We start from the raw sequence: 18,789 nt of genomic DNA, 5'->3' as shown, positions 1-18,789 counted from the left end.
GTTTTTTGCTGCTGCGCCGTTATCCGGCAGACTGGCTGTTCCTAGTTCTCCAGACGGTAGCCGCCGTGGAATACAGGGCCGACATACTGGTTAAAGGCATAACCGTTGCGGATGGCTGCGGACACGAAGTCCTTCGCTTTCACTACGGCTTCCTTCACCGACAAACCGTTAGCCAGGCCGCCGGTAATAGCGGCAGCGAAGGTGCAGCCGGCTCCGTGATTGTGGGCGGGTTCGATCTTGGCCGTCTCCAGAACGACATATTCGCTGCCGTCGAAGAAGATATCGATCGCCATATCTCCGCCCAGTGCCTTGCCGCCTTTGACGACAACATTCTTGGTGCCGAGCTGATGAATCAGGCGGGCCGCTTCTTTCATCTCTTCAAGAGTAGTCAGCCTGCCCAGTCCGGAGAGGACACCTGCTTCGAACAGGTTCGGTGTCGCTACAGTAGCCAGAGGCAGCAGCAGATCGCGGATCGCATTGGCGCTCTCCGGATTCAGTACCTCATCTTCGCCTTTGCAGACCATCACCGGGTCAATAACCACGTTAGTCTGCAGATTGTTCTTGATCGCCTGTTCGGTAACCTGCACGATCTCCACGCTGCCCAGCATACCCGTCTTCATCGCGTCTACGGGACCGCCGGCGAAGATCGTTTTGAGCTGCTCTGCGACGATTGCGGCATCGATCGGATATACATTATGGTGCCAGCCCCGGTCGGGGTCCATGGTAACGATTGTAGTCAGTGCGCTGAAGCCATAGGTGCCGTATTCCTCAAAGGTTTTGAGGTCAGCCTGAATGCCTGCGCCTCCGCTGGAGTCACTGCCGGCAATGGTTAAGGTTTTGATGATTTTTGACAAAGGTAACGTCCCCTTTTTGTATATGAATGGTATGGAGCCTGTTTTGGGTGCAACTTTTTAAAAATATAAGCGTTTATATGTTTCACACGATAACTTATCCTTCTATTTCTCGCTGAAACGGTACCGTCCTTTAAAAGGACGGCAACGCCGTTTCCACTTGCTCTACGACATTATAACAAAAAACACTCTAGCTGTCCGCATGACAGTACTATTTTCAAAGATAAGAATTGAGAATAACCTATGTGTGCAGCCGGGATAAGTGGTGCGGGAGCAAATAAACGGAATCTCAGTCCGTTTCAGAGGCGGAGCGGCCTTCGAGGCTGCGCAGCGCCAGCTTGATGGCCTTGTCATAAACGTAGGGCTCAGCACTGTCCCCGCCCATCCAATACACCACAAGGAATTTCCCTCCCCTGAAGACATGAGGGTATATGCGAACTCCTCCATCATTTGTCGTACGGTTAATCTCCAGCTTCAACGCAGCCAGACCTTCGGCACATTCCAGGCTGTCAGCGTAGGTATAGACGGACAACCGGTCCGGCCGGGCCGGTGTATCGGTCTTATCGATCAGCAGCTCTTCAGGCCAGACACCGGCCAGCTGCTTCTTGAACATGAGCTCAGTGGTATCCGGGACGAGACTGAGCTGCATGCCCCGCTGTTCCAGAGCCAGGTAGAGAGACTGCGTGGTATACTCTGCACTGCCTGCGGCAGATTCCGGATTCTGCACTGCAGGAAGGAGGAGCGGGCCATGATTGGCTGCAAAAAATCCCTGGATGCTGTCAATCACATCATGCCCGTCAAAGGCTGAAGAGGTGGTCATCTCCAGCTTGCGGAACAGATACCCCCATTCGCCTTCATCATAGTAGGCCGTTCCGGCTGTTTCATACCCCCTGGCTTCCGCGGGCAGAGAATACCGTACAGTGCGTGCATCCGCTCCTCCGGTTCCCGCCATATACTGTTCGGTGAACGCAGGAGGAATAATGGTCAATCCATACTCATCCGCCCATTCTGCCTTTCCGGGGAAATAGGTCCCGATGCTGCCGACTGCACAGCCCTGACAGCCCCAGGCATTATCGGAATATTGCAAAGTTTGCTCCGGATTTTCCGGGTCCTCAAACGTCGCCCCCAGGGAGCCGTTGGCTCCGGTAACAGCCGAAGCTTTCCAGCCGGCAGGGGCCAGCAGGATATAAGTACTGCCGGTATCGCCCTGGAAGATGAGGGCCGCCTGCAGCTTGTCTTCCATGCCGGCCGGCAGCGGGAAGGTCATTCCGGGCAACGGGGGCGGAGTGACATGTGCAGGACTGTTACCGTCGTCCAGAACGGGAACTGAAAGGATGGCAGTCAGCGGGATCAATACTTCAGCCCTTTTGTCTTCAACAGAAGGGAAAGGGACTTCAGCATTATAAATGCTGCGGATGCCAACCGCATAATCATTGCTTGGAACGCTTTGGCTATTGCCGGTGGGAGCGGGGGAGAAATCCGCAGCTCCGGTTTCCCGGGGCGGGGGAGCTTCCGATACCAGGGGAGTTATCCGGCCGGCAAGCTTGCCGGGTTCCAGGCCGCTGTAACCGAACCATAGCAGCATGGCCATGACCGGCAGCAGTACCGCTGCGTAAGCAAGAATCTTATAACGCTTGCGCTTGGGCTGATACCCTCCCAGACGCTGCTCTACCTTCTTCTGCATTTGCGGAGTGAAATTCATGCCCTCAAAAGGCTTCTCCTTCAACTGCTGTTCCCATTCCTCCGGTAATTTGCTCATGATCTGTTCAACTCCTTTTCCTTTTCCCAGTATTCATTGGCTTGCTGCCTTGCGCGGTGCAGTCTGGATTTGGCTGCAGATAAGGATATCCCCAGCATTCCGGCCATTTCCTCCATGCTGAGTCCGTAGTGGGCATAGAGCATAAGAACCTCCCTGGCGTTACGAGGCAGCTGCAGGACTACCTTCCACACCTCACTGCTCAAGGATTGCTGCAAAAACACCTCTTCAGCGGATGGGCTTGAGCCGGATCTGCCAGCGTGAGCTTGTAAGGTTACCCGCCGGATGAAGCTGCTGCTGCGGTAGGACAGCCAGCGGTTGCGGGTAATCCGCAGTAGCCAGGTTCTGACTGAAGCTTCACCGCGAAAAGTATCCCTGTATTTATAAGCCCGGATGAAGGTCTCCTGGGAGATATCATCAGCAGCGCTTCTGCTGCGGGCCAGGTAGTAGGCATAGTTCCATACATCCTCGCCATAGTCTTCCATAAGTGTCTTTAACGCGGCGGCGTTCATAGTATTGGAATCCTTCGTTGCACCGTACATACGGTCCCTCCCTTTTCTCTCTACTGTATTGACCTCTGCATCCTCCGGAAAGTTTCTTTTGTGCTGAATAAAATTATATAGGGGGGTATTAAGGGCGGCAGATTGGGTAGGAACGGGAGTTCCAATTGGAGGGGGCTGCATATTTATATAAGAGGATAACGATTAGGAGGCTGCCATGATAGAAATCAGCTTATGCATGATTGTCCGCAATGAAGAGAAGAGCCTGCCCCGCTGCCTTACTTCCATTGGAGCGATTGCGGATGAGATTATCATTGTGGATACAGGCTCGACGGACAGAACCAAGGAGATTGCGGAAACCTTCGGAGCGGTGATATATGATTTTACCTGGATCGAAGATTTCTCTGCTGCCCGCAATTTCGCCTTCAGTAAGGCGACCAAGGAATACATCTTCTGGTTGGATGCGGATGATTATCTGAAGGATGAGGATCATGCGCGGCTCAGGGAGCTGAAGCACGCCCTGCCGGAGAATGTGGACAGTGTGAACATGCAGTATAATCTTGCTTTTGACGGGGAGGGGAAGGTCGTTACGTCCCTGCGGCGCAACCGGCTGGTCCGCCGGTCCTGCGGGTTCAAATGGATCGGACCGGTGCATGAATACCTGGAGGTATACGGCCCTTCTTACAGCAGTGATGTCTGCATTACCCATGAGAAAGACAAAGAGTACACGGACCGCAATTTGCGGATCTACCGGAAGCGGGAGGCTGAGGGAGAAGTCTTCTCTCCGCGCGATCAATATTATTATGCCAATGAGCTGCGCGATCATGGAATCCATGAGGAGGCCTGCCAATATTACGAGCTGTTCCTGAACGGAGGGCAAGGCTGGATTGAAGATAATATTCAGGCCTGCCTGCGGCTGGCCGAATGCCGGGAGCGGCTGGGTGACAAGGAAGCGGCGTTCACTGCGATTACCCGGACGCTCCAGTACGATTCTCCGCGTGCCGAGTTCTGCTGCCGGCTCGGTGCCTGGCATGTGGAGCAGGGCCAGCTTCACCCGGCTATCTACTGGTATGAGCTCGCTGTTATGCTGCCGCGGCAGACAGAGTCTATGGGCGTGAAGAATGAAGCCTTCGCCACCTGGATTCCGAATCTGCAGCTCGCACTCTGTTATGACCGGCTGGGCCAGCATGAACGGGCTAATATGTTCAATGAAACGGCACTGCGTCACCTTCCCGGTCATCCCAGCATGCTGTACAACCGGACCTACTTCCAGAAGCTTCTGGGGGACAAATACGTTTCACTTCAGCCGAAGGAGACCGCCGGGGAGAAGAAAGAATAGCAGGGTTACTTAACAGCGGTACCGAAGAGGCGAATAAATGACAGACCGGCCAAATGAATAAAGGCGCTCCTCAAGCCGTAGCTTGGGAGCGCCTTTGTGTGTTTTTATTGGAACAGCAGGGTTTGAATCGCATGGGCCGGAATTGAACCCTCCGCCAGCTGATCCCGGAAATGCAGGGTGTATGGAAGCCCGCTGTCCGTGCGGTTGAGTACGACCACGGCATAAGTGCCGTCTGTATTGCGGAACGCCGTAGTTTCGAATTTGTCGGTATATCTGGAGCTGCCTACACGGACGGCGCCCGGACGGATATACTTGCTGAAATGCCCGATGTAATAGAACGAGCTCTCATAGATTACTTCATCCTTCAGGGTATCGCCGATAATCGGCGCATCGCAGAAGTTGCCCACATGATTCGGGCCGCCCTGCTCATCAAGGACGATATTCCAGTCCGTCCAGCTGGACATCCAGTTGTTCAGGTTGCCGATGATATCATGGCCGTAACGTTCACCGGTGTTCCAGGAGCCGAGGTGTACGCCGCCCTCCTGGCAGCCTTCGCTGAAGAACAGCTTTTTGTCAGGAAAACGCTCATGTACAGCGCTCAAGGCTTCGAAATGATCACCGGAATACCAGTGGAAGCAGATGCCCCAGATATATTTTGCCGCCTCCCGATCATTGAAAGCGGTCTTCGCCCGGTCATAGACCCGTTCTTTATTATGATCCCAGATCATGATTTTGACATGGCTGAGGCCGGCTGCTTCCAGGGCAGGACCGAGATAATCGCGTACGAAATCCCTCTCTTCTTCAGCGGTATAAATGCAGGAATCCCAGATCTGCTTGGCTTTGGCTTCATTCTGCACACTGACCGCCCAGATATCGATGCCGGCTTCAGCGTAAGCCTGAATGTATTTCACGAACAGATTAGCCCAGGCTTCCCGGTATTCCGGCTTCAGCTTGCCGCCGTTATTCATCTCGCCGTTCGTCTTCATGAAGGCCGGAGGGCTCCATGGGGAGGAGAACAGCCGGAAGCTCCCGCCCACAGCGTCAGCCGCGCGTTTGATTAACGGAAGTATCGACTCCTGATCTCTGGAGATATTGAAAGTAGCCAGCTCCGGGTCAACGCCATCTACATAAGCATAGTTACCTGTTGAGAAGTCACAGCTCTGGATATGTGATCTGCACAGGGTGTAGCCGATTCCGTGCTCCGGATGGAAGTAGGCATCGATTATTTCCTGCTGCTTCTCCGGACTAAGCTTGGCCAGCGTGACTGCAGAGGCTTCCGTCAGCGCACCGCCGAAGCCTTCAATTTCCTGATATTCCAAATCCTCATAAATGTTAATTAACTCCATTTCCTTCTCTTCGGAATCGGGCCGGAAGGACAGAGGCTGTAATTCTGTTAACCGGTCACCGGTTTCTTTGGCTGTCTGGATCACGCGGACTGTAGTGCTCATAGGACTTATGTTACCTCCTGAAAGTTTGTAGGAATAGTCTCATTATAGAAGGTATTCCGCTGCACTTTGAAGAAACAATATGGTTAAGAACCTCAACGATCTGGTCATGAGGCAAGAGTAAGGAAGGGTGATCCAGGATGGGTACAACCGGTGTAGATATTCATCTCAGCTCATTTTCCCGGCATATCCAGCCGTTCTGGCATTTGTTCCGGGAAGGGCTGGATACCTATATCATCAGGCTCCAGGCAGAAGGGGAATGTGAAGCTCTGATAGACGGGGAGATGGTCACGGTGATGCCGGGTGATCTGCTGCTGTTCCGTCCCGGCGAGCTCTACGATCTGCGGATTGGCGAGAAAGAAAGTCCGCTGGGCTTCAGCGCAGACTACTATGTCATGAGTACAGGTGAATGGGTGGATGAGTGGTGGAACAAGCAGGTGAGGGCTAAGAAGTCCAGGATTGCCGAGGACAGCAAGCTGCATAGCATCTGGCAGCAATTAATTCTGGAAAAGCGGCGGATCGACGGAGGCAGCCCGGAGATTCTTGAGGCGCTGTTCAAGGCACTGTGCCTGCTGCTGGACCGGGCTATCGCCGAAGCGCCGGCCTCCTCCTCCTCTTCACTCCTGCAGGGACTGAAGATCAAGAATTATGTGGAAGAGCATGCGACATCCTCCATCCGGCTGGAGGATGTGGCCCGCCACGCAGGAATCAGCGTCACCCGGGCGGTTCACCTGTTCAAGGAACAATTCGGGTATTCGGTGATGCAGTATGCGGTGCAGGTCCGTCTGGCGATGGCGCTTCGGCTGATGGACAACAGCAACTATACACTGGAGCGTATTGCTGAGGAGACCGGCTTCGGCAGCTATACCTACTTCCACCGGGTATTCCGGGAGCGGTACGGCGTTGCACCGGGAGTGTACCGGAGGCGTTCATAGCCTGTGAAGATGAAAAGGTGTGTCCCAATCCGCCGTTGCGTGACAATGGCGGATTGGGACACCCTTATGTATGGAGCCCGCAGGGGCTGCACTGATATTTCGGTTTTTTGCTAGACCTATATTCCGCTTGTCCGGAAATCAGTGTCCCGGCAACGCCGAATTGTCCAGCAGAAGCTGCGGTTCGCTTGTGCGGATGAAATCCATGACCTTATCATAAATAATCCGGTGGCCCTCCCGGTTGGGGTGGATTCCGTCCCGGCAGATAAACTTGGTGTAATCCGGCTGCTGCAGGAATGCGCCCCGGACATCAATGATCTTGGTCTTGGTGCTCTCGGCGACCTTGATAATTGCGGAGTTGTACCGCTCCTGCCACCAGTAAATCTTGGTAACGCTGCCGAGGAATTTCAGAATGTTCAGTTCGGTGTCCGGATTATTGCCGCTGACCCATTTGAAATAGTTGTCCGCATTCAGCGGGGGCAGACTCATCAGAATAGGCGTAATCCCCTGATTCTTGAGGTAATCAATCATATCCAGCAGCATCCGCTCGAACGCCGGGAAATCAGTTTTGGGGTTATGCTCTGCTTCGGGATTGCTTGCAATTTCTTCCCAGTGATAGTCGCAGTCATTGCCTCCGTATTCAATCAGTACCACATCCGGCTTGTCTTTCAGCACATCGCGTTTCAGATTGCCGAAGCCCTTCATCAGCGTATTGCCGAATCTGGCGGTATTACGCATAGCTCCCTTAAGCTTGCCCTGCAGCAGGGACACGTAGTTATCCTCCAGAATAACATACCTGCTTCTTGCTTCATCATAGACAACACCCTTGGAGATCGAATCTCCGCTGACCATGTATTTAAACTCAAGCCCCGTAGCTTCCTTCTGCTCTTCGTACGAATTCATTGTCCCACCTCCGATAACCCTAGTGTATATAGCTTTAGTGTAAACCATACATGGAGCAGTGACTATGCATATATGTCATGGTTTCATGCGGGCCGAGGGTGTGCCGGAATGGTGTTAGTCCAGTCAATTAAGATGAATTCTCCATAGTATATACGAGAGTGAATATGGTACTGGGAGGTTAGGGGATGACCCAAATTATTGATTTCAGCAAAAGCGCAATTACCAGCTTCAGCCAAACGATAGCTATACCGGTTCTCGCTGCTCCCTCCAGCAATACGCTTACCCAATTCGGGCTTGCGGCGGCTCAAGGCGGGAACGTACTGCTTAATGCTTCAATAGGTGTACAAACCGTGCTGGGCAGTCCCGACCTGTTATTTACTATTTTGCGTGCAGGGGTGCCTGTATTCACACTCCGGACCACGGCGCTTAGCACCGGGCAATATGATCTGATCAGTCTTTCTTATGTGGATGCCAGTCTTCCGGCAGGGTATTTCGCTTACACCTTAACGGTCTCACTTGTGAACTCCTCTGTTCAAAATGCTGTTAATCTGATTGGTCCCGTGGATTTCTCGGGCCTTTCCATGGTGTGAGCGAGAATGAACATTATTGATTTCGGCAAAAGTGTCCCGTCGAGCTTCAGTCAATCCGCCACCCTTCCCGTAATGAGCCTGCCAAACAGTACTGTCCTGGGACAATTCGGGGTATCTGTCGGCGCTAACGGTTTAGTACTGCTGGAGGCAACGATCGGCCTGCAGAACAGCAGTCCCAGCACTTCGGATCTGATCATTACCATTGTTCGTAATGCAGTACAGATATTCACTGCAAGGTCAAGCTCCTGGACAGGGAGTAATTATGAAGCCATCCATCTAGCCTTCACCGACAGTGGGATTGCCGCCGGTTATTATGGATATGCTCTCATTGCTTCCTCGATTAGCAGCGTGAATCCGCCGACCATTATAGGCCCGCTTGTGTTCTCGGGGCTGTCGGTTTCTTAGCATAAAGCCGGGGATGGAGTTCCCCGGCTTTATTAGCTGATCACTCACCCCTGCCGTCGAAGCGGACTGAGAATCGCTTATATTGTTCATTGGAGCCCGAAATGCGGCGTAACGGGACCTATAAAGGATTCTCGGTCCGATTGGGCAGTGAAACCGCCTGATCTGCTCAAATAGGGGTTTCTCAGTCCTCCTCATTAGCCAATCACAACCTTCTTACATATATTTGCTCATTGGACAAATAACGGTCTACATATACATAGAAATGGAGAGATATGCAGCCTGTTGTTAAGAGAGGAGAAGAGAAAGGCTAATCATGAATGCTCTGTTTGACAGAAGCCGGGAAGGAGTACGGGAATTATGCCCTATACAACGGGAGCGGTATACAATCCGCCCGCCGGAACGTCACATATCGACCGGATTCAAATTTCCTGCCTGAATGATTCCATTATCGTAGCCATTAATATTAATCTGCAGATCTTTCATTTCATCGGCAGCAGCTTCACGCGGGTACCAGTGGGTGAGGCTTTGTTTCAAGTGGATCCCCAGCAGCTGGTTGTGCAGACGTATTCGGTGAATGCTGCTAACTATTACGAAGCACAGATCAACTTTTATAGTGCAGTCAACACAATCGTGAATGTATTTGCACTAGATGCTGCCGGAAATATCATCGAGCAAATCCTTCAGCCTGAGCTTACATACATTGACCGGCTGTCCATTATTCCTACTTGAAGTGAGGTGATATTTATTGGCGAATGTCAATATTACCGCAGGACTGCCAGGCAATCATATTGAGCCTTCAATCGCGGTTAATGAACTGGACCCTAATATTATGTGTGCGGTAGCGGTAGATTCCAGTACCGGTACAGCTTTGACCGGCTTCTACCGTTCCATAGACGGCGGAGCGACCTGGTCAGCGACAATTCTGCCGCAGGCTCCGGGATTTATGAGCGCGGAGGCACCGACAATTGATTATACGTTTCCGAATACGTTTATCGTCGCTGTCCACTTCTTTAATGAGTTCAATGACGGGACAATCGCAACGTATACCACCTTTGACAATGGGCTGACCTTCAATCCGCCGGTGATCGTCCAGCGGGGGTATGGTTTATACGTTCATAACGACGAACCCTTTCTTGCGGTCGACCGTTCTCCCTCCAGCCCGTACCGGGGTCATGCTTATGTGGGCTATACGCCGCTGTATTATTTGGCGACCAATGCCGCCATCTTCTTCCAGCGTTCGCTGGATCAGGGCATGAGCTGGGAGCCGCCGCAGCGCATATCCGATCCAAGGGGCGACCTGGAACGGGCGGCTCTGATTGTCGGGCTTGCGGGCCAGGTATATGTGGGTTATATCCAGCTCGGGCCAGGCCCGAAATATGCCTATATCCGGGTCTCCCAGGATGGAGGCGTTACGTTTAGCCCTCCTGTAACCCGGGGAGCTACCTTCCTGGCGAATACAGTCCCGGTACCTAGTCCGCTGCCTGTCCCGAATTATGCCTTCCGGGTACAGACGAATCTGGCCCTTGGAGCCGATATATCACCCGGACCCTTCGCAGGTTTCGTATATGCGGTGTGGAATGATTTCCGGCTGGGCTATGCGGATATATTCTTCTCCCGCTCACCGGACGGCCTGCTATGGTCGCAGCCGGTCAGCATCACCGGCGCACCGCCGGGGTCGCAGAACTTCTCGCCTGCGATCACCGTTTCGCCGTCCAATGGAACGGTGCGTGTAATCTATTATACGAACCGGCTGAACGGCTTCCTGCTGGATGTGTTTGTGGCTGAATCCATCAACAGCGGCTTGTCCTTCGCGAACCGTAGAGTGTCCGATGTATCCACCAATCCGAATGGAAGCTCACCGATACCTTCAGTGCTGATTGGTGACTACATTACTGCGGCAACGATCTTCCCGGATACACTGGCGGCGGTGTGGAATGACACGCGGCTAGACAAACAGGATGTTATCTTCGGAAATTGAAGCATACTTTAAGCGGATGCAGACATACAGAAGAGGTCCAACTCATGTGCTTCCAAGTTGGGCCTGTTTCTGTATTTCCGTGTCCGGAGCAGGATTACTTCCTGCGCAATCTGAAGCCGCCTAGTCTTTGCAGAAGCGCTGATTTGGGCGGAGTGTTTACTGGATTTCCAGTCAGGAAGCCAAGCGCGGTCTGCTCCATAATCCTGACACTGTTCTCCCAGGTCCAGGCCCGGGAATCGGCTTCCCCCCGGGAGGCAAGGCGGACACGGAGCGCAGGGTCCTGAATCAGCCGGATGACATCCTCCGCAATCCGGTTCTCGTACCGGTAGGACAGCAGGCAGTTCTCTTCGTGGCGGGCATATTCCAGATTCCCTCCCGAGTATACGGACACAAGCGCAGCACCGCAGCGCATGGCCTCAAGGCCCGGCAAAGATCCGGTATCGAAAATACTGGAGCTGACAAAAATATCGGCCCCGTTATAGTGATAGCAGAGTTCATCATCATTCAGGGGCGTGAAAAAGCGGTATTTGCCGCTGGCCTTCATTTTTTGCAGTGAATCCGAACTGTAGAACTCATCCGGCGGACTGATGAAATTGATATTTACCCCCGGAACATTATGCTTCACGATATCAAGCTGCTTCACCAGATAATCCTGTTCACGGTGCCAGGAGAAGCCGTTCTCCACTTTGCGCAGGATGGCGGTAATGTTCAGCGGCTCCTGAAGCTTGTGGCGGATATGCATATTTTGAAAAGAGGAGCTGATCCCTACAGGCACAATGCTTCCGCTAATGCCGTGACCAAGCTCAATTAACTCCTGCTGCCACTGGGACAGAACAATCAGCTTATCGGTGGTATGATAGGAGGGAAAGGATACCTCATTCTGCGGCAGAAACAGCGGTTCGTAACACAGGGACAGGCGGATATGGATGCCCTTGCCATTCTGGCTTGCAGCCTGTGATACCGGAACCGTTGTATAAAAATTCGAAACGATAATATCGCTGACCGGGAAATCGGATTCACGGAGCAGCGTATAATCGGTAATCAGCAGAGTGGAATGGACTTCATAAGAAACATCGCCTCCAAGCGGCATGAGGATCACCACCTGATGCCCTCTGGCAGTAAGACCATTCGTGAGCTCCACGAGCATGCGTTGTGCCCCGCCATGGCATAAGGTAAGAATGGGGAAAGTGAATCTCATGTATGATCCCTTCCTTTCTGGCTCGAGAATCGCTTGCGAACCTGCGGTATGTATACTATTTTATTCAGCAGTTAGCGAAAAGTACCGGATATACGGCGTATTTGCAGCAAATGGGGGTTATGGAGTGAGGCTCAGGAATGGAGGGCTACAGCTGGAGTATATAAAAAATACTGGCCGGTACAGCAGAGGGATCACCCCTGACATACCGGCCGGATTGTAGCGCTGCCAAAGTCACTGCAGGAGGATGAAGCACGTCTCCTGAACTGGCAGCTTATGATTAGTGGCGCAGATTGCGCAGCAGGGTAACAGTGTCCTTAATATCTATGCCAGTTACTTCTTCCAGCGAAACGTCGATCATCGGCTTGTGTGCCTCCAGCTTGTTCAGGAACTCTGTGGTGTGGAACAGCCCTTGCCCTGAAGCGCCATGGCGGATCCGGGTTCCGTCCTTATAGATATCCTTGAGATGGGCCAGAATGATCCGGTCGCCGAACAGGCTGAATGCACTGTCTACGATCTCATCCTGCAGATGCACCTCTTCGCCAATCAGGTTGCAAGGGTCCAGTACCACACCGATGGAGCTGGAAGGAACCTCGTCGAGGATACGGCGCATTTTGGCCGGAGAGGACAGCGTATGGGTGCAGACTCCTTCAAGCGCCAGGAATACACCCCATTTCTCGGCTTCCTCTGCCAGCTCCTCGACCGTTGCCTTGAGGGCGTCCCAGCCGATTTCTTCATACCGGTAAGGATCGAATTCCTGAAAAGTCGTCAATGCGCCGGTCTCTGTAGCGACCATAGGTGCACCGAACTGGCGGGCATAACGCAAATGCTCCTTGAAACGGTCAATCTCTACCCGCCGGATGGCAGGATCGGGATGAATGGGGTTGATATAGCAGCCAAGTACGCCAATGCGGATGCCGGCTTTGTCGAACTGCTCACCGATATAGGAGGCCAGGCCGGGGCTCAGCTTGCCGGGAGACAGATCGATATCCTGAATGGCTTTGGCCAGGGCGAGCTGTACGAAGTCAATATCGTAGGTCTGTAGAGTGGCGGTCAATTCTTTGAGCGGCAGGCAGCCCGCTGTATGTGCCAAGGTTCCGTAACGAATGAATAACATCTCCTTTGGAATTCTATGGATTTATATTTATAATATTAAATGCGCTTACAGTGTCTTGCAATGATAAAGAAGTTTATGAGAAACAGGAGGAACCGATGAATGAATGCTATTGAGCAACGCAAACAGGAGCTTGAGAATTGCCGTCCAGAGCCTACACTGGACCCCGAAACGATTGACGAATTCTGGAATGATCTGCTCGCCGAAGATGAGGAACTGCCGCTGGATGTTACAATAATCCCTGAAGAAACTCCATATCCGGGCATGGAGGTTAGCAAAGTAAGCTATACAGGTTATGGGGAAACGACCATCCATGCCTGGTACATCCGGCCTGCTGCTGACACAAGTGAGCGGGGAGATCTGCCGTGTATTGTTACGTTTCCCGGTTACACCGGCGACCGGGGGTATCCGGAACGGTATGCTCACTTTCTAATGCTTGGCTATGCTGTACTCGCCGTGGATGTGCGTGGACAACTGGGAGAGACCGGCAATCTGCTGCCGCAGGAAGAAGGGATAGTCAGAGGCTGGATCACCCAGGGGCTGCTGGAGAAGGAACGTTCCTATTATGTGGCTGTAGCGATAGATACGGTTCGTGCCATTGAGACCTCAGCACAGCTGCCGGGTGTTGATCCCGAGCGTATTGCCATTACCGGGGGGAGCCAGGGAGGCGGGATTGCGCTGTTGGCCGGGGCGCTGAGCCGCCGGGTTGCTGCAGTGGCCGCAGACATACCGAATCTCTGCCGCTTGGACTTTGGAGTCCTGAATTCAACCAGCTCGCTCACCGAGATTGCCGACTATCTGAAGCGCTATCCGGAGCATCTGGAGCGGGTGCTGCAGAACCTGGCTTATTTCGACATTGTTAATCTGGCGCACCGGTTCACCGTACCTGTTCTGATGTCCGCAGGCTGGAAGGATACTGTGTGCATGCCGGAGACCATCTATGCTGCCTATAACCGTATCGAGTCACCGAAGCAAATGATGGATTATCCGTTCTCCGGGCATGAGGTCAGCGAATATCAGCGCAGGCAGACGGTACTTTTTTTCCGGGAGCATCTGGGTTAAAGGATTAATTACCGGAAGGCTGATTAGCGGCGGGTGATTGGTGTAAAGGTTATAATGAAGGTGCTAAGCTGTCAGAATGCGAAGGCAGCCTAAGGAATGGGAGGGAATGGCAGATGAATAAGGATGGAGACAAGCTTCCCGCGGAACTGGTCGTGGAGAATTTCGAATACAGCCAGAAGAATGAGCAGCGGGTGAAGAAGAGCTTCTGGAGCAAAACGAGGAAAGCGGCAGGCAAAATCCCGTTCACCAAAGATGCGGTTGCCATGTATTACTGCGCCATTGATGCCAAAACGCCGTTATGGGCCAAAGGTATAGCCTTCGGCGCGCTGGCCTATTTCATTTCACCCATTGACGCGATTCCCGATGCGCTGATCGGACTCGGTTTCACGGATGATGCAGCGGTCATTGCTGCAGGCATCCGGGCGATTGCCGGTCAGGTGAAGGAGGAGCATAAACAGAAGGCCGAAGATTTTTTTGAACAACCGTGAGTAATGGTACAAAAAAAAGTGCAGCGGGTTGCTGCACCGGATTCATTATGCTTCTTCCTCTAAATGTCCATTTCCAGGGGGGCAGCGGTCTGCGGATTGCTGCTTCGCCTGGTATTCTGTGCCCCAATCCCTCATCAGCTTAATGATCGGAATCAGCGTCCGGCCAAATTCGGTCAGCGAGTATTCAACCTTCGGCGGAACCTGATGATACACCTCGCGGTGAACCACGCCATCCTCCTCCAGCTCACGGAGCTGCAGTGTCAGCATACGCTGCGTGATGCCGGGACAGATCCGGCGGAACTCGTTGAAGCGTTTCGTTGAATCCATCATATGGTATAAAAGCACACCCTTCCACTTGCCGCCAATGACATCGAGGGTGAATTCAACAGGACAAGCGGCGCCCTGGCCGTCCGGGCAAGCTCCGAAACCGCCTTTACGGTCACGCATAACAGAACACTCCTTAAGTATCATTTTGTATACTACCTATCAAAAATGTGCGTACTTCACGAATGGTTATCTATCCACTACTATAAGCATGTGAGCAGGATAACGTCAATTCCAAACCTGAAGGATACACAGAAAGGGAGTAAGTGAAATGGATACTACAGTAAAAGAAACCGCAACAACCAAGCAGGAAATTCTGGCCGCCTATGAATACAGACACGCTACCAAGGTATTTGACAGCAGCAGAAAGATCAGCGAAGAGGATTTCGGGTTCATCCTGGAAACAGGCCGCCTGTCACCGAGCTCCTTCGGCTTCGAGCCCTGGAAATTCGTTATTGTCCAGAGTATGGACATCCGTGAGAAGCTGCTTCCTTATGCCTGGGGTGCACAGAAGCAGCTGCCGACAGCAAGCCATTTCATGCTGATTCTCGCAAGACTGCCGCGTGATATGGCTGCGGACTCGGAGTATATTCAGGGCATAATGCGGGATGTGCAGAGTCTGCCGCCGGAGGTTGCCGAGGGTAAGCGGAAGGTCTATGATGTGTTCCTGAAATCCGATTTCGGACTGGAAGGCAATGAGCGGGCGATATTTGAATGGGGTGCACGGCAGACCTATCTGGCTCTGGGGAATATGATGACTGCTGCGGCGCAGATTGGCATCGACTCCTGTCCGATTGAAGGCTTCGACAAGGCAAAGATCGAGCAGGTGCTTACAGAGGAAGGGATAATGGACCCGGCACATTTCGGAATTGCCTGCATGGCGGCCTTTGGTTACCGGGTTAATGAGCCGCGCGGCAAAACCCGTCAAACGGCCGGTCAGGTGGTTCAGTGGGTCTAAACGCAGCCGCGTCAGCAATTTGGGCGAAGTGTGAGCCAATTAAAAACAGATGCCATCCTTATAAGGGCGGCATCTGTTTTTTTTGACGAGTTATGAAAATACATAGAAGCTTCGAAAAAAGTTTGAAAACTTGCTGAAAATTCTGATACTCTTAATAAGTCAGCTTGTTACTAACAACAGGCTGCTTGTGACCGCCATTTCAAGATTGAAGGGATTCCTGCAATATGAAAATCATCCGCGTTATCGCTGAAGTCTGCTTGCTGTATATGTTCTTCCTGGCCGGAGATTACTTGCAAAAACTGCTGCATCTGCCGGTTCCGGGCAGTATCGTAGGGCTGCTGCTGCTATTCGTCTTGCTGCTGCTCAAGATTGTTCCGGTGAAGCTGATCGAGAACGGCTCATCCTTTATTCTGGCTTATCTGCCCATGTTCTTCATCCCGGCAACCGCAGGCATTATGAACCATCTGGATATCTTCAGCGGAAGAGGGCTTCTCCTGATTGGCATTCTGGTGGTCAGCAGTGTACTGACCATGGTCGTCACGGCACATTCCAGCCAGTGGATTGCCAGCCGCAGCGCCAAAAGGCTGAAACGCCGGACGTATCGTGCCCGCAGCCTGCAAGGGAAGGGGAAGGAAGCATGAGAATTCTGCTGGCCGTTGGGTTTGTCCTGATGAATGTTCTCATCTATCTCTTCATGTCCATGTTATACAAACGCTACCGTCTTCCTGTCCTGCTGCCAGCACTGACCGCAACGTTCACTGTAGTCGTGCTGCTCATGGGCTTCCATATCTCTTATGAGACTTATATGATCGGCGGCGACTGGATTAACCGCCTGCTTGGACCGGCGGTTGTATCCCTGGCCTATCCGCTGTACAAACAGCGTCACGTACTGTGGAAGAACCTCCCGGCCGTTCTTGGCGGAACGGTGACCGGACTGCTCGTCGGAATGTTCAGCGGTCTGCTGCTGGCAGCCGGACTCGGCTTCTCCAAGCTGTATGTGCTCTCCATCCTGCCCAAATCAATCACAACCGCTGTAGCCATCCAGATCTCCAGCAATCTGGGCGGAGATTCCTCGCTTACCTCCGTATTCGTAATGATCGCCGGATTCACGGGGGCCATCGGCGGGCCGTATATTATTAAGCTGTTCAGAATCCGCGGCGAGTCCGGCATCGGCATCGGCCTGGGAACAGCTTCCCACGCCCTTGGCACAGCCAAAGCCCTGGAGTACGGTGAGCAGTCGGTTTCCATGAGCTCTGTGGCCATGACGGTATGCGCCATTGTCGGCTCCATTGCCGGACCGTTCGTTGCCTGGATCATGTACCATTAATGCAAGGTATTACCCGTTGACACGCAGCCGGATAACATTCCACGAAGCTGCCGGAAGCAGGGCGCTTACCCGGCCGCCGTCAGCGGCCGCCGTTCCGCGGTTATGCGGGAGCACATTCGCCGGGTTCGAGCGGGTGTTCGCCGCTTGGAGATCCTCATGCTCAAGGATGGTATGCTGAATCACCTCAACGGCACCGAAGCTGCGCAGATCGACGGTCAGCTCCATACCTTCGCCCAGATGACGGTTGACAGCAAAGACGGTAACCTCGTTCACCTCTTCGTTAAATACACTGACCGCTTCCAGATAAGGGACGTCGGTGAAATCCCGGGAATCATATTTCGGACTGGTAATCAGCGGGTGCAGCACCGTTCCCCGGCCATAGATTGAAGCGTGCATGTAAGGATAATACGTGGTCTGCAGCCAGAGGGGCCCCCCGTTCTCAGTCATAATAGGGGCAATGACATTGATCAGCTGGGCAATGCAGGCCATCTTCACCCGGTCCGCATGCTTCAGCAGGCTGATCAGGCAGCAGCCTACCACAAGTGCATCCTCAAGATTATAGACATCCTCGAACTCCGGCGGGGCAATTTCCCAATGCTGCTGCGCGCGGCTGGTCCCCTGCGTTTTCCACACATTCCATTCGTCCAGAGACAGATAAATCTTTTTCTTGCTTTTCTTCTTAGCCTTGATATAATCACATACTGCTGCTACGCTGTCGATGAACTGGTCCATATCGAGTGAGCGTGCCAGGAAATTGGCCGTGTCTCCATCATTATTGTTGTAATAGGTATGCAGGGAGAGGAAATCTACGTTATCGTAAGTGAGATCCAGCACGGTTGCTTCCCATTCGGCAAAAGTATTCATGGAGCTGCCCGAGCTGCCGCAGGCGACAAGCTCCAGGGTAGGGTCAACCCAGCGCATGGCTTTGGCGGTTTCATTCGCGAGTCTGCCGTATTCGACGGCTGTTTTGGCTCCGATCTGCCACGGGCCGTCCATTTCGTTGCCCAGGCACCAGGTGCGGAAATTGTGGGGAGCCTGATACCCGTGGGAGATCCGCAAATCGCTCCAGTAGGAACCGGAAGGGTGGTTGCAGTATTCCACGAGGTTCCTTGCGGCATCGATCCCGCGGGTGCCCAGATTGACCGCCATCATGACCTCTGAACCGGCCTGCTTGGCCCAATCGGCAAATTCATTGGTACCCATCTGGTTCGTCTCAGTAGTCCACCAGGCTAATTCAAGAGAGCGCTTACGACTCTCCTTGGGACCTACGCCGTCTTCCCAGTTATAACCCGAGACAAAGTTACCTCCGGGATAACGGATGATCGGCACGCGGAGAGCCCGGATGGCCTGCAGGGCATCACCCCGAAAACCGTTAGCGTCTGCGGTAGGATGTCCCGGCTCATAAATCCCGCCATAAACGGCCCGGCCCAGATGCTCGATGAACGATCCGTACAGTCTCGGGTCTACCTCGGCCAGCTTGAAGTCCTTGTCGACAATCATCTTGGATTGAATGCTCATTGTGTTAAGCTCCTTTTGTAGTGAAGTCATATTACGATTAATGAAAATATTAATCTAGTATCCTGAATTATGATTCCATCATACGGATTACAGCGTATACTAAG

Annotated in this window: 20 protein-coding genes; 11 read left to right on the top strand and 9 right to left on the bottom strand. The window is 52.9% G+C overall.

The features are described from left to right. Positions 1–41: 41 nt before the first annotated feature. The 3 genes from thiD to NYE33_RS27105 form a co-directional block, all read right to left on the bottom strand. Positions 42–854 (bottom strand): bifunctional hydroxymethylpyrimidine kinase/phosphomethylpyrimidine kinase, encoded by an 813-nt coding sequence (gene thiD / locus NYE33_RS27115; RefSeq protein WP_341068329.1) that lies wholly within the window; start codon positions 852–854, stop codon positions 42–44. 286 nt (positions 855–1,140) lie between these two features. Further along, on the bottom strand, positions 1,141–2,610 hold the full coding sequence (locus tag NYE33_RS27110) for a DUF4850 domain-containing protein (RefSeq protein ID WP_341068327.1): 1,470 nt from the start codon (positions 2,608–2,610) through the stop codon (positions 1,141–1,143). Further along, positions 2,607–3,149 carry an RNA polymerase sigma factor gene (locus tag NYE33_RS27105; RefSeq protein WP_341068324.1) on the bottom strand — a complete coding sequence of 181 codons (543 nt, stop codon included), beginning with the start codon at positions 3,147–3,149 and terminating at the stop codon, positions 2,607–2,609. The genes NYE33_RS27110 and NYE33_RS27105 overlap by 4 nt, the downstream gene beginning before the upstream one ends. Before the next feature lie 175 nt (positions 3,150–3,324). Here NYE33_RS27105 and NYE33_RS27100 point away from each other — a divergent pair, with 175 nt between their 5' ends. Next, the gene (locus NYE33_RS27100) at positions 3,325–4,446 is read left to right on the top strand and encodes a glycosyltransferase family 2 protein (protein WP_341068322.1); all 1,122 of its coding nucleotides are present in this window, start codon (positions 3,325–3,327) and stop codon (positions 4,444–4,446) included. A 104-nt stretch (positions 4,447–4,550) separates the two neighbouring features. Here NYE33_RS27100 and NYE33_RS27095 read toward each other — a convergent pair whose 3' ends face one another. Beyond that, a complete protein-coding gene (locus NYE33_RS27095) occupies positions 4,551–5,894 on the bottom strand; it encodes a glycoside hydrolase family 30 protein (protein ID WP_341068321.1) in 1,344 nt (447 codons plus the stop codon). A gap of 137 nt (positions 5,895–6,031) precedes the next feature. On the opposite strand from NYE33_RS27095, the gene NYE33_RS27090 reads away from it, so the two are divergent. Next, entirely contained in the window at positions 6,032–6,826 is a 795-nt protein-coding gene (locus tag NYE33_RS27090) for an AraC family transcriptional regulator (protein ID WP_341068319.1), read from the top strand. Positions 6,827–6,964: 138 nt separating this feature from the next. Here NYE33_RS27090 and NYE33_RS27085 read toward each other — a convergent pair whose 3' ends face one another. Continuing rightward, positions 6,965–7,726 carry an SGNH/GDSL hydrolase family protein gene (locus tag NYE33_RS27085; protein ID WP_341068317.1) on the bottom strand — a complete coding sequence of 254 codons (762 nt, stop codon included), beginning with the start codon at positions 7,724–7,726 and terminating at the stop codon, positions 6,965–6,967. Between the two features lie 185 nt (positions 7,727–7,911). Here NYE33_RS27085 and NYE33_RS27080 point away from each other — a divergent pair, with 185 nt between their 5' ends. From NYE33_RS27080 to NYE33_RS27065, 4 genes are all read left to right on the top strand, one after another. Beyond that, a complete protein-coding gene (locus tag NYE33_RS27080; RefSeq protein ID WP_341068316.1) occupies positions 7,912–8,316 on the top strand; it encodes a hypothetical protein in 405 nt (134 codons plus the stop codon). Positions 8,317–8,322: 6 nt separating this feature from the next. Beyond that, entirely contained in the window at positions 8,323–8,721 is a 399-nt protein-coding gene (locus NYE33_RS27075) for a hypothetical protein (RefSeq protein ID WP_076246653.1), read from the top strand. A 357-nt stretch (positions 8,722–9,078) separates the two neighbouring features. Then, a complete protein-coding gene (locus tag NYE33_RS27070) occupies positions 9,079–9,450 on the top strand; it encodes a hypothetical protein (protein WP_042136087.1) in 372 nt (123 codons plus the stop codon). A 16-nt stretch (positions 9,451–9,466) separates the two neighbouring features. Then, the gene (locus tag NYE33_RS27065) at positions 9,467–10,699 is read left to right on the top strand and encodes a hypothetical protein (RefSeq protein WP_042136089.1); all 1,233 of its coding nucleotides are present in this window, start codon (positions 9,467–9,469) and stop codon (positions 10,697–10,699) included. A 94-nt stretch (positions 10,700–10,793) separates the two neighbouring features. Here NYE33_RS27065 and NYE33_RS27060 read toward each other — a convergent pair whose 3' ends face one another. Continuing rightward, on the bottom strand, positions 10,794–11,897 hold the full coding sequence (locus NYE33_RS27060) for a glycosyltransferase family 4 protein (protein WP_063779794.1): 1,104 nt from the start codon (positions 11,895–11,897) through the stop codon (positions 10,794–10,796). 277 nt (positions 11,898–12,174) lie between these two features. Further along, positions 12,175–12,987 (bottom strand): sugar phosphate isomerase/epimerase family protein, encoded by an 813-nt coding sequence (locus tag NYE33_RS27055; RefSeq protein ID WP_256703975.1) that lies wholly within the window; start codon positions 12,985–12,987, stop codon positions 12,175–12,177. A gap of 123 nt (positions 12,988–13,110) precedes the next feature. Between NYE33_RS27055 and NYE33_RS27050 the strand changes: the two genes are divergently transcribed. Both NYE33_RS27050 and NYE33_RS27045 read left to right on the top strand, forming a co-directional pair. Beyond that, positions 13,111–14,070, top strand: a complete 960-nt coding sequence (locus NYE33_RS27050; protein WP_341068314.1) for an acetylxylan esterase — start codon at positions 13,111–13,113, stop codon at positions 14,068–14,070. Positions 14,071–14,183: 113 nt separating this feature from the next. Further along, complete coding sequence (locus tag NYE33_RS27045; RefSeq protein WP_341068313.1) at positions 14,184–14,558, top strand: YkvA family protein; 375 nt, start codon at positions 14,184–14,186, stop codon at positions 14,556–14,558. A 45-nt stretch (positions 14,559–14,603) separates the two neighbouring features. Here the strand turns inward: NYE33_RS27045 and NYE33_RS27040 are convergent, their stop codons facing one another. After that, on the bottom strand, positions 14,604–15,005 hold the full coding sequence (locus NYE33_RS27040; protein ID WP_076246647.1) for a winged helix-turn-helix transcriptional regulator: 402 nt from the start codon (positions 15,003–15,005) through the stop codon (positions 14,604–14,606). Positions 15,006–15,153: 148 nt separating this feature from the next. Between NYE33_RS27040 and NYE33_RS27035 the strand changes: the two genes are divergently transcribed. The 3 genes from NYE33_RS27035 (at position 15,154) to NYE33_RS27025 (ending at position 17,167) form a co-directional block, all read left to right on the top strand. Further along, entirely contained in the window at positions 15,154–15,840 is a 687-nt protein-coding gene (locus NYE33_RS27035) for an NAD(P)H-dependent oxidoreductase (protein ID WP_341068312.1), read from the top strand. Between the two features lie 224 nt (positions 15,841–16,064). Next, entirely contained in the window at positions 16,065–16,481 is a 417-nt protein-coding gene (locus NYE33_RS27030; protein WP_341068310.1) for a CidA/LrgA family protein, read from the top strand. Next, complete coding sequence (locus NYE33_RS27025; RefSeq protein ID WP_039297246.1) at positions 16,478–17,167, top strand: LrgB family protein; 690 nt, start codon at positions 16,478–16,480, stop codon at positions 17,165–17,167. The genes NYE33_RS27030 and NYE33_RS27025 overlap by 4 nt, the downstream gene beginning before the upstream one ends. Before the next feature lie 9 nt (positions 17,168–17,176). Here NYE33_RS27025 and arfA read toward each other — a convergent pair whose 3' ends face one another. Continuing rightward, on the bottom strand, positions 17,177–18,685 hold the full coding sequence (arfA, locus tag NYE33_RS27020) for an arabinosylfuranosidase ArfA (protein ID WP_042136102.1): 1,509 nt from the start codon (positions 18,683–18,685) through the stop codon (positions 17,177–17,179). Positions 18,686–18,789 lie beyond the last annotated feature (104 nt).

Source organism: Paenibacillus sp. FSL R10-2199 (assembly GCF_038000235.1).
Classification (GTDB): domain Bacteria; phylum Bacillota; class Bacilli; order Paenibacillales; family Paenibacillaceae; genus Paenibacillus_AQ; species Paenibacillus_AQ phytohabitans.
Note: the sequence above shows the minus strand (reverse complement) of the source record. Positions and strands in the feature narration are given on the sequence as shown.

Bases quoted from the DNA above. Each gene is read 5' to 3' on its own strand.
- NYE33_RS27090 (WP_341068319.1), top strand. From the start codon at position 6,032: ATGGGTACAACCGGTGTAGATATTCATCTCAGCTCATTTTCCCGGCAT.
- NYE33_RS27035 (WP_341068312.1), top strand. From the start codon at position 15,154: ATGGATACTACAGTAAAAGAAACCGCAACAACCAAGCAGGAAATTCTG.
- NYE33_RS27075 (WP_076246653.1), top strand. From the start codon at position 8,323: ATGAACATTATTGATTTCGGCAAAAGTGTCCCGTCGAGCTTCAGTCAA.
- NYE33_RS27080 (WP_341068316.1), top strand. From the start codon at position 7,912: ATGACCCAAATTATTGATTTCAGCAAAAGCGCAATTACCAGCTTCAGC.
- NYE33_RS27030 (WP_341068310.1), top strand. From the start codon at position 16,065: ATGAAAATCATCCGCGTTATCGCTGAAGTCTGCTTGCTGTATATGTTC.
- NYE33_RS27040 (WP_076246647.1), bottom strand. From the start codon at position 15,005: ATGCGTGACCGTAAAGGCGGTTTCGGAGCTTGCCCGGACGGCCAGGGC.
- NYE33_RS27050 (WP_341068314.1), top strand. From the start codon at position 13,111: ATGAATGCTATTGAGCAACGCAAACAGGAGCTTGAGAATTGCCGTCCA.
- NYE33_RS27095 (WP_341068321.1), bottom strand. From the start codon at position 5,894: ATGAGCACTACAGTCCGCGTGATCCAGACAGCCAAAGAAACCGGTGAC.
- NYE33_RS27070 (WP_042136087.1), top strand. From the start codon at position 9,079: ATGCCCTATACAACGGGAGCGGTATACAATCCGCCCGCCGGAACGTCA.
- NYE33_RS27085 (WP_341068317.1), bottom strand. From the start codon at position 7,726: ATGAATTCGTACGAAGAGCAGAAGGAAGCTACGGGGCTTGAGTTTAAA.
- NYE33_RS27060 (WP_063779794.1), bottom strand. From the start codon at position 11,897: ATGAGATTCACTTTCCCCATTCTTACCTTATGCCATGGCGGGGCACAA.
- NYE33_RS27105 (WP_341068324.1), bottom strand. From the start codon at position 3,149: ATGTACGGTGCAACGAAGGATTCCAATACTATGAACGCCGCCGCGTTA.
- NYE33_RS27045 (WP_341068313.1), top strand. From the start codon at position 14,184: ATGAATAAGGATGGAGACAAGCTTCCCGCGGAACTGGTCGTGGAGAAT.
- NYE33_RS27100 (WP_341068322.1), top strand. From the start codon at position 3,325: ATGATAGAAATCAGCTTATGCATGATTGTCCGCAATGAAGAGAAGAGC.
- NYE33_RS27110 (WP_341068327.1), bottom strand. From the start codon at position 2,610: ATGAGCAAATTACCGGAGGAATGGGAACAGCAGTTGAAGGAGAAGCCT.
- NYE33_RS27025 (WP_039297246.1), top strand. From the start codon at position 16,478: ATGAGAATTCTGCTGGCCGTTGGGTTTGTCCTGATGAATGTTCTCATC.
- arfA (WP_042136102.1), bottom strand. From the start codon at position 18,685: ATGAGCATTCAATCCAAGATGATTGTCGACAAGGACTTCAAGCTGGCC.